General features: G+C 66.1%; 2 protein-coding genes. Both read right to left on the bottom strand.

Annotated elements, in window-relative coordinates:
- Positions 1-110: 110 nt before the first annotated feature.
- Positions 111-1,943, bottom strand: coding sequence for an acyl-CoA dehydrogenase family protein (locus ABZV91_RS00970; RefSeq protein WP_355233593.1), 1,833 nt, complete (start codon positions 1,941-1,943; stop codon positions 111-113).
- A 1,035-nt stretch (positions 1,944-2,978) separates the two neighbouring features.
- Positions 2,979-4,763 carry a hypothetical protein gene (locus ABZV91_RS00965; protein WP_355233591.1) on the bottom strand — a complete coding sequence of 595 codons (1,785 nt, stop codon included), beginning with the start codon at positions 4,761-4,763 and terminating at the stop codon, positions 2,979-2,981.
- Positions 4,764-5,368 lie beyond the last annotated feature (605 nt).

The raw sequence follows: 5,368 nt of genomic DNA, 5'->3' as shown, positions 1-5,368 counted from the left end.
CGGCGGGCGGTTGCGCCGCGTTCGTGTTTTTATTTTTTTTGTGCTGTGCGGTGCGGGGCGTGCGCGCCACCCCACCCACCCCCCGACACAGAAGCTCGTCGGTGCGAGGCCTATGGGGTGATCGGATCGGCGATCTCGGCCAGAGCGCCGGCGTGCTGCGCTATGAAGTCGCCGTTGAAGGCTGTGCGCAACAGCTCCGGTGGCAGCTCGAAAGCGTCGACCAGGTCCGGAAGGTGCGCGGCGAGGGACTGGTGAAGCTGCCGCCGCAGCTCCACCAGCGGTTTCACCAGCTTCGGCGCCGGACCGTCCGGAAGCAGGTCGGTTCCATGGGCCCCGTACTGGCCGACGGCGAACAGGGTGATGATCTGGGATATCACTTCCTCCGGCTCGGTCGGTAGCTGCCGTGCACGCTCGGCGAGAGCTTCGACGGCCCGGTGTACGGTGCGCGCCTCGGCCGCAGCCAGAGCCAGGTCATAGGTTTTGTCCCACCGGGCCTGCCGAGTCCCGTCGGCGCCGGCATAGGCTTCCACCATCCGATGCTGCAGGAACCGCGCTCGTGCGTCCAGCCAGGAGATCCAGTTCTCCGGGGTGTCGACATCGCAGAGCACCTCGTCCCAGGATCCGGGCGTCCACTCGCTGACCGAGGTTCTCAGATATCGATACGCGGCCTGCAGCGCGATGACGTAGGAGTCGCCTTCCGCTGTCGCCGCAGCATCACGCAATGCCCGATACACCACCACCAGGTTGTGGTCGAACACCCCCTGGGCGCCCATCCGGTCACGCACTTCGCTGGTGACTTTCAGGGCCGTCGAGGTCGTGAGGTATTTGGTCAGCGATACCAGGTCGGTCAGCTCCGGTGCCTGTTCGTCTGCGCCGGACTCGGCGGCGGCGACGAACGCGGCCAGCGCGATCTCCACTGCCGTGGTCGCGACATAGGTGTCTGCCACGGCATCGATGAGCCGGTCTCGGTGGGCGGGGACCTCCAGAAGCGGAAGCCGGCGGGCGTCGCGGTCCAGGCCGGCGATGTCGCGTTGTGCGGCATGTTGGAGCGCGATGGAGAGCGAGCCCTGGGACACCGCTGCCGACATCGCGGAGATCGCCAGCCGGCCCACACGCACTCGGCTGATCGCGCGCCACACCTGATTGTCCGCGGGGATCGGTTCGACCAGCTGCCCGTTCTCGTCGATACGGGTCCCGGTCTGCGACAACAGGCAGTCTTTCGTCACCCGCACATGATCGAAACGGGTGATCGAGTTGTCCATTCCCAGGGTCTTGTCGGGCAGGCGCCGGATCGTGATACCCGGGCGGACCGTTCCGTCCGCGTCCACCAGTCGTACGAGGAAGGGATAGTTGCCGCGACCCTCACCGTCGATGACGAGGCGGGCGAACACGATCCCGAATCGGGAAATACCGGGAACAGGCGGCGGCGCGGTGGTCGGCATATAGTTCACTGCCGCATCGGTCGGCGTATGGATGAGGAAACCGCCGCCGTCGGAGGGATCGTAGGTGGCCGTGAGCTCCAGGTTCGGCAGATCGCTACCATGGCCGGCCTCGGTCAGCACGTAGGCGCCCACAGCGCGACCGGCCAGCAGGTCCGCCAGACAGTCCCGGACCTCCTTTCCCGGGGACTGCTGTTCCAACAAGGTGCCGAGAACGAGATTGACCTGGACGGTCAACAACGCACCGAGGTGCGGGTCGACGACGGTGGCCCGCTCGTGCAGGGCGACGAGACGACGGAGATCGGAAATTGTGTCGGTTGCCGAGAGTTGGGGCAACAGGCGCAGGTACCGCTCGTAGGCGCGCTTCCCGGGATCTTTTGTGGCCTCCCACCAATCCTGGTCGTAGTCGGGCCCGCCGAAAACTTTGTTGTAATCTCGCGCGTCGCCGCGCCGATCGCCGAACAACAGGGTCGCAAAATCACCCGCGTACCCATGCGAAACCATAACGCCTCCTGCCTATATCCAACCTCCGGCAGCTGACCATCGGCCGCCGGGCATAAACGGAGGTCGCCGTCGGCCCAGACGCACCCGAGCATGGCCGCGGCCGCGTATTTCACGCGACAGGAGCGAGCTGAAATCAGTGCGCAGACGCCGAACGACCACCTTCAAGAAGTCAATGCACCACGCACCCTCACCCGTGGTTTCGTTCGGCGGCCCGGCCGACGCGGGTCGAAGCTGGATCCACCCGGTGGGCACTCCGGGGGCCCTGCTCCCCGGAGTCGTTCAGAGCGCACACCATGCCCGGAACCCACATCCGCAGCGAATACTCCCCCGGATCGAATGCCGGCGTTGTGGCCATCGAGGCATGCCTGTGGGGCTCCTGCGCGGGTGCGTCATCCGGCGACAGCCTCGTTGCCGCCCAGTTGCCGCAGGCAGACCGATACACGAAATGTATTGTGCCACAAACGGTCCACAGCGGCTTCCCCGGCTGGGCGGCGTCCCCGCGGTCCAGCCTGTGACCAGGACTTCTCTATCTACGCCAGCGAATCCGGCCGGCACGGAATCCACACGGTGGAGCACTTTCTGTAAGTTCGCCACATGCCGGGGCGTCGCGGTGGCCGGTGGCTTGTGCGGACCCGCTGTGGCCAGGCCCCCGAGCAGCGCAGCGTCCTGGCCGGTGCCGCGGCTGCACGAGGCATCGAACCGCTGTATCGCCGGGTGGGCAGGTCGGGGCCGGCGTGCGAAGAAAGCAAGGGCGGCCCGGCGGTCGCGGGGGCGCCGGGCCGCCGCATCTCAGATCTTCTGTCGGAGATGTCAGATGGTTGACGGCCGCACCGACAGCGACAACGAACCCGTGGCCCGGACCGCGCGGTCGACAACGGTCCGGGCCCACAGCCGCCCGCCTTCCCGGCGGCCTGGGTGTTCACCGGCGAATACGTTGTGTCTGCCGGTGGTCGATCGGGTAGCGCGGGCCGCACCCTCGTGGGAGGGATCGCCGTGACGCGCCGAACAGCCCTGGAGAGGTTTGCTCCGGCGGGGTCAGCGACGGAGCCGATCGTCGCGGCAGCGGGTGTCCCACGCGGCGGCCAGATCGTCGGCCAGTACAGGGGCGTCGAGAACCTCGTCGTCGAACTCGAAAGCGGCCAGCAGGGCAGGCAGACGACCGGCGAGCTCGTCGATGGCCTCGTAGAGCAATCCGCCGCGAAGCTGCTGCTTGATCGCCTTCACCGCATCCACATCGAGTAGCCCGTGGGTGAGGTACCAGGACGCATGCTGGTGGATCTGGTCCAGGGCGAATACGTCACGTACCGCCGCGATCTCGGGATGGCCTGCATGCTCTTCGAGTGCCAGCAGGGCTTGTTCGGCGGAATAGGCCTCAGCGAGTTCGAGAGCGTCCGGAATGACCTCGAGTCGGGCCTCCAGCGTGGGGCGACCCAGGTGTGGCTGTGCTTCCTGTGCGATCGTCAGTGTCCGGGTGCTGAGCAGGCGCGCGCGGTCGGCGGGGTCGGCCGGGTCGTGGAAGACGGGTTCGGGCGGCGGCGTGCCGGCCAGCTGTTTGGCCAGTACCCGACCGGCGACCGACCCCATCACGGAGACATCGCCCTCACCGGTCATCGCGGCGTGGCAGACACCGAGGTAGCCGGCGACCCGGTTGGCGCTGAACATCCCCTGGGCGGCCATCTTCACCCGGCAATGGGTAACCGTCTCCAACGCGTGCCGCTGGATGAAGTCCTTGGCCAGCATCACCGCCACCACAGGCTCACGAGCGGTGAGATCCGCATCCACGAGCGAGGTCTTCACCGCGTTGCCGTAGAGAGTGCGGGCGACGGTGCCGGCCAGGTCGGTCAGCAGGGTGTCACGCACATGTGGGATGTCGAGCATGAACGGCCGGTCCACCGGTGTCATCGGCACCACCCGTTTGCTCGCGTAGTTCAGGGCGATGTAGAGAGATGCGCGGGCTTCGGCGTTCAGGCAGGAGGAAAGCGCCAGACGTCCGACGGTCAGCTGGCTGCTCGCGGAGGCGAAGGCGCGCTTGCGGCTCGCCTCGTCACGCCAGCTCACTACACCGTTGTCGTCGATGGTGGCGAGATCGTTGCTCAGCCAGGCGTCGCGGTCGACCCGCAGTTTGTCGAAGCTGATGACCGAGTTGTCCATGACAACCAGTGGCTGATGGCCGAGCTGGGTGATCGTCACACCGGCAGCGGGTTCGCCGTCGGCGTCACGCAGGCGTGCCGTGAACAGGTGGACGCCCTGATCGACACCCGCCGAGTCGATGAGCCGGGCACCGACGATGCAGACCCTGGATACCGGAATCCCGACGCTGGGCATGAATTTGCGCGCTTTCGGGTCCGGGGTATCGAGCACGAAGCCGTCGCCGTCCCACGTCGCGGTGGTCCGCATGAACTGGATATTGGAGCCGCACTCGTACTCGGTCAGCAGGATGACGCCGACGGCGGTGGCGTCGTCCAGGTCCAGGAGATACGGCGTGGCCGAATCGGAGTCGGTGAGTGTGGCCAAGCTGCCGGTGGCCAGGTTGTAGTGACCCGAGATCAACGGGATCAGGTCCGTCGCCAGCACCGCGCATTGATCGAACACCGCGAACAGCTTGGGGAGGTCGGTCGCGACAGCGCGGGCGCCGATCTGTCTGACCAGGTCGTTCAGCTGTTCGTAGGCATTCAGGCGTCGCTGCTCTTGGCTCTGTTGCTCCGTGACGGCGAACTCCGGGTTGCTCAGGATCTTCTGCAGCTGCTGATGGAACTCCGGACTGCCGTGCCGAATGATCTCGGCGAGTGAAGTCTGTTCCATGTACGCGTCGGTAGCCATAACCGCCTCCTACTGATTTCCGGTCCCAGCGGTCTCTCGTTCTCCGCTGGGCATACTGGGCCATCGCTACCGAACACCGACTCGGGTGACCGGCCGTGCCCGCGCTGTGCGCGGGGCGGGCCGGGCCTGAAGTGCTGGAGTCGGACGATCACCTGTCGAGAATTGGATGCACCACCTTCATCTCGGGCTGCTTACCGCGCCGGCGCGGGCGGGCGCGGTCGTGGGTGCCGTGCGGGGATCGGAAGATTTTTTCCGAAAGGCGAGACCGTCCCGCCGGGATGGCCGGCGGGACGGGCGCTCGGAGTGGGCCCTTCGGCGCGGACGGTGGCGTGGTGCGCCGCCGGGCCGATTTTGCGGTCGCTTCGTCCTGCGACATCATGGTTGCCGCAGGATTGCCATTGACCGACCGGGACACGGAAAGTATTGTGCCACAATCATTCTTCGGTCTCATGGGGAAGAATCACAAACATTGGTCTAGGCCGATGACCTGGTGTTCTGTGGATTCCTGGCTGACCTGGCCGTATCGGTAGACGCCAGCGCCTTTCCCCCGGCTGAAAATTCGCCGGAAAAATTACCCTACGAAATGGTCGGTATTTTCTGTCGCT

This window comes from Nocardia sp. NPDC004568, assembly GCF_040609955.1.
Taxonomy (GTDB): Bacteria; Actinomycetota; Actinomycetes; order Mycobacteriales; family Mycobacteriaceae; genus Nocardia.
This window is presented reverse-complemented; position numbering and strand designations above follow the sequence as displayed.